Raw genomic sequence first — 4010 nt, forward strand, 5'->3', positions numbered from 1 at the left:
GCGCCTATGACGACTATGCCGCGCGCGTTCCGATGCTGGTGCCGTTCGCACCAGCATGACGCGGCAGCCTCAAAGCATTCTCAGCAGCGCGCCGCCGATCGAATAGCCCGCGCCGAAGGCGCAGATCAGACCGAAATCGCCCGGCTTCATATCGGCGTGGTTCTCCGACAGCGCGACGATGGCCCCGGCGCCCGCCGTGTTGCCCAGCCGCTCCAGCACCATTGGCGCGCGGTCGTGATCGACCTCGTGGCCGAACGACAGCTTCAGGATCATCGCATTCATCCGCGCATTGGCCTGATGCAGCCAGAAGCGCCTGATCGCCTGCGGCGTCAGCCCGTGCTCGGCGAGGAATTCGACGATGAATTTCTGCCCGGCGACGGTGACTTCCTTGAACACCTTGTTGCCGACCTGCTTGATCAGGTTGCCTTCCAGATTGATCATGTAGGGATCATCCTGGGCGGTGCGGGTATGGTAGCCCAGATTGGTGCGGATGTTGTTCGACATCTGCGTCCAGATGCGCGTGTCGAGCACCTCGAAGCGCCCCGGCCGCTTGTCGCCCTTGGCCAGGCCTTCGACCACCATCGACACCGAAGCGTCGCCGAAAATGAAATGCGTCTGCCGGTCGCGGAAATTGAGATGGCCGGTGATGATCTCGGGCGTCGTCACCAGAATGCGCTTGTGCGCGCCCGACCGCACCAAATTGACGGCGATGTGCAAGGCCGCCGCCGCCGAAGAACAGCCGAGCCCCATGTCGAAGCCTGCGCCCTTCGTGCCCAGCGCCTCCTGCATTTCGATGGCGATCGCCGGATAGGGCCGCTGGTGATGCGAGGCCGAGCAGATCACCAGGTCTATATCCGACGGCTGTAGCCCCGCATGCTCGAGAGCCTTCTTCGCCGAGGCGATGCCGAACTCGGCTTCGAGCGACAGCGCATCGTCGGGCCGAGCCGGAATGCGCGGCGACATGCGGGTCGGGTCGAGAATGCCTTCGCGCTCGATGACATGACGGGTGCGCACGCCCGAAGCGTGGACGATGAAGTCGCTATCCGATTTCGCCAGCGGCGGCTCGTCGGTGCCCAGGCGGCGCGCATTCTCCGCGTCGACCCAGGCATTGAAGCTGGCCACCAGCTCTTCATTGGTGATTGTGGCTTCAGGGATTTCAACGCCGATGCCGCTGATGATGACGCGATGCATGTCCAGTCCGTCCCATCCGCAGGCGTTGCGGGCTTCATGTGGGCGCCGGAACGCTCCGGCGCAACAGTTTTCTCACCGCGGCGGTTTACGCCGGCTTAAACCAAAGGTTTAGGCCGGACTGGTCCTCGTGCAACATGGATAATCAGGCCCGCTTGGCAACGATGAAGATGCGTGGAAAGCGCAAAAGCACCTTGCCGCTAGCCGTTTTCGGATAGGCCTTGGCGATCTTGGCCGTGTAGCTTTCGAGGAACATCGCCCGTTCGTCGGAATCCAGCGGATCGAGGAACGGTTTCAGGCCCGTCGACTTCACCCATTCGACGATCGCCTGCGCGTCGGCAAGCGGGTGGTTGTAGATGGTATGCCAGATATCCAGCCGATCACTGAGCGGCGACAGGAGGTCATAGTAGGACGACACCGGCGGCAACGGCCCGCGTGCCGCGCCCTTGAGCTTTTCGGCAAACGGCAATTCGGCGGCGGTCTCGCGCATCAGGCGGTGGGAGTCCTCGCCCAGATTGTCGGGCATCTGGATGGCAAGCGCGCCGCCTGGCGCGAGGAAACCCATCAGCCGCTGGAAGACTGCGGGATGCTCGGGCAGCCACTGGAACACCGCATTGGCAAAAATCACGTCGACCGGCTCCGCCGGCTGCCATTTGGAGGCATCGGCCAGATCAAAGGTGACCTCGGGCAAGCGAGCCCGCGCCTTCTCGATCATGTCGGGCGAAGTGTCGAAGCCGCTCACCTCAGCATCCGGCCAGCGCTCGACAAGCAGTTCGGTCGAGTTGCCCGGCCCGCAGCCGATGTCGACGACCCGGCGTGGAAAGTCGACGGGCACCTGCGCCACAAGATCCCGCGCGGGCCGCGTGCGCTCGTCTTCGAATTTCAGATATTGGGCGGCGGACCAATCAGCCATTTGAGCTCCTCATGCCGGTTGAGATCGCCGCCCGGAACCCCCCCTACCGCGTCAGCCTCTTGTAGGTCATGCGGTGCGGGTTGACGGCATCCGGCCCGAGGCGGCGGATCTTGTCCTGCTCGTAATCCTCGAAATTGCCCTCGAACCATTCGACATGGCTGTCGCCCTCGAAGGCGAGGATGTGCGTCGCCAGGCGGTCGAGGAACATGCGATCGTGCGAGATGATGACCGCGCAGCCACCGAAATTTTCCAGCGCGTCTTCGAGTGCGGCCAGCGTTTCGGTATCGAGATCGTTGGTCGGTTCGTCGAGCAGCAGCACATTGCCGCCGGTCTTCAACATCTTGGCCAAATGCACGCGGTTGCGCTGGCCGCCGGAGAGGTTGCCGACCTTCTGCTGCTGGTCGCCGCCACGGAAGTTGAACGACGCGCAATAGGCGCGCGTGTTGGCCTCGAACTTGCCGAGCTTGACCACTTCTGCGCCGCCGGAAATCTCTTCCCACACCGTCTTCGACGGATCGAGAGCATCGCGGCTCTGGTCGACATAGCCGAGCTTCACCGTTTCGCCGACGCGCACAGAACCCGCATCCGGCTTTTCCTGGCCGGTGATCATGCGAAACAGTGTCGTCTTGCCGGCGCCGTTCGGGCCGATGACGCCGACGATGCCGCCGGGCGGCAGCTTGAATTCCAGGCCGTCGATGAGCAGCGTGTCACCAAAGCCCTTCGACAGGCCTTCCGCCTCGATCACGACATTGCCGAGCCGCTCGCCGTGCGGGATGACGATCTGCGTATCGCTCGGACGCCGCTTGTCGGCTGCATCCAAAAGGTCCTGGAACGCCTGGATACGCGCCTTGGACTTGGTCTGGCGGGCCTTCGGGCTCGACTGGATCCATTCGCGCTCGCGGCCGATGGCGCGCTGGCGGGCATCGTCCTCGCGGCCTTCCTGCTTGAGCCGCTTGGCCTTGGCTTCGAGGTATTTGGTGTAGTTGCCCTCATAGGGAATGCCGCGGCCGCGATCGAGTTCCAGGATCCAGCCGGTGACGTTGTCGAGGAAGTAGCGATCGTGGGTGATGATCATCACGGCGCCCGGATAGGCACGCAGATGCTTTTCCAGCCATGCCGTGGTTTCGGCGTCGAGATGGTTGGTCGGTTCGTCGAGCAGCAGAAGGTCGGGCTGGCGCAGCAAAAGCTGGCAAAGCGCGACGCGGCGGCGCTCGCCGCCCGAAAGCTTGGTGACTTCCGAATCCTTGGGCGGGCAGCCCAGCGCTTCCATCGCCATCTCGACCTGCTGTTCGAGGTCCCATAGGTTCAGCCGGTCCATCTCGTCCTGGAGCTTGGCCGACTCGTCGGCCGTCTCGTCGGAATAGTTCATCATCAATTCGTTGTAGCGCTCGATGATGGCGGTCTTGGCGGCGACGCCTTCCATGATGTTTTCGAACACGGTCTTGTCCGGATCGAGCGCCGGCTCCTGCGCCAGGTAGCCGACAGTGGCGCCTTCGGCGAGCCACGCTTCGCCGTTCCACTCCTTGTCGAGCCCAGCCATGATCTTGAGGATCGTCGACTTGCCCGAACCGTTGGGGCCGAGGATGCCGATCTTGGCGTCCGGATAGAAGGAGAGATGGACATTCTCGAGCACCTTCTTGGTGCCATAGGCCTTGTTGAGGCCGGCCATGTGATAGATGAACTGGCGTGCCACGCGCGCTTTCCCTGAAAAACCGACTGGATTTGTCGAATTGAATGGAGGTTGGCCGCTATGTAGGCGATGCGGCGGCGAACGGCAATCGCTTTTGCCAGATCAGGCCAATCACACGGACAAGCTTGGACCGCTGCTCGTGCAGTCTGGGCGCCGTTCAGCCGCCCTTACTGGAACCCGATAGCGTCGACGGTGCCGGTCGGGCAGCCTGCCTTGTTG

At 63.0% G+C, this 4010-nt stretch carries 3 protein-coding genes; all 3 read right to left on the bottom strand.

Annotation, left to right across the window (positions count from 1 at the left end):
* Nucleotides 1-69 precede the first annotated feature (69 nt).
* The 3 genes from EN879_RS26760 to ettA all read right to left on the bottom strand — a co-directional run bounded on the left by EN879_RS26760 (nucleotide 70) and on the right by ettA (nucleotide 3794).
* Nucleotides 70-1191 carry a beta-ketoacyl-ACP synthase III gene (locus EN879_RS26760; RefSeq protein ID WP_027160654.1) on the bottom strand — a complete coding sequence of 374 codons (1122 nt, stop codon included), beginning with the start codon at nucleotides 1189-1191 and terminating at the stop codon, nucleotides 70-72.
* 142 nt (nucleotides 1192-1333) lie between these two features.
* Nucleotides 1334-2101 (bottom strand): trans-aconitate 2-methyltransferase, encoded by a 768-nt coding sequence (tam, locus tag EN879_RS26765; RefSeq protein WP_063168496.1) that lies wholly within the window; start codon nucleotides 2099-2101, stop codon nucleotides 1334-1336.
* A gap of 43 nt (nucleotides 2102-2144) precedes the next feature.
* Nucleotides 2145-3794 (bottom strand): energy-dependent translational throttle protein EttA, encoded by a 1650-nt coding sequence (ettA, locus tag EN879_RS26770; RefSeq protein WP_013530923.1) that lies wholly within the window; start codon nucleotides 3792-3794, stop codon nucleotides 2145-2147.
* Nucleotides 3795-4010: the final 216 nt, after the last annotated feature.

This window comes from Mesorhizobium sp. M7A.F.Ca.AU.002.02.1.1 (genome assembly GCF_003998535.1).
GTDB classification, from domain to species: Bacteria; Pseudomonadota; Alphaproteobacteria; order Rhizobiales; family Rhizobiaceae; genus Mesorhizobium; species Mesorhizobium ciceri.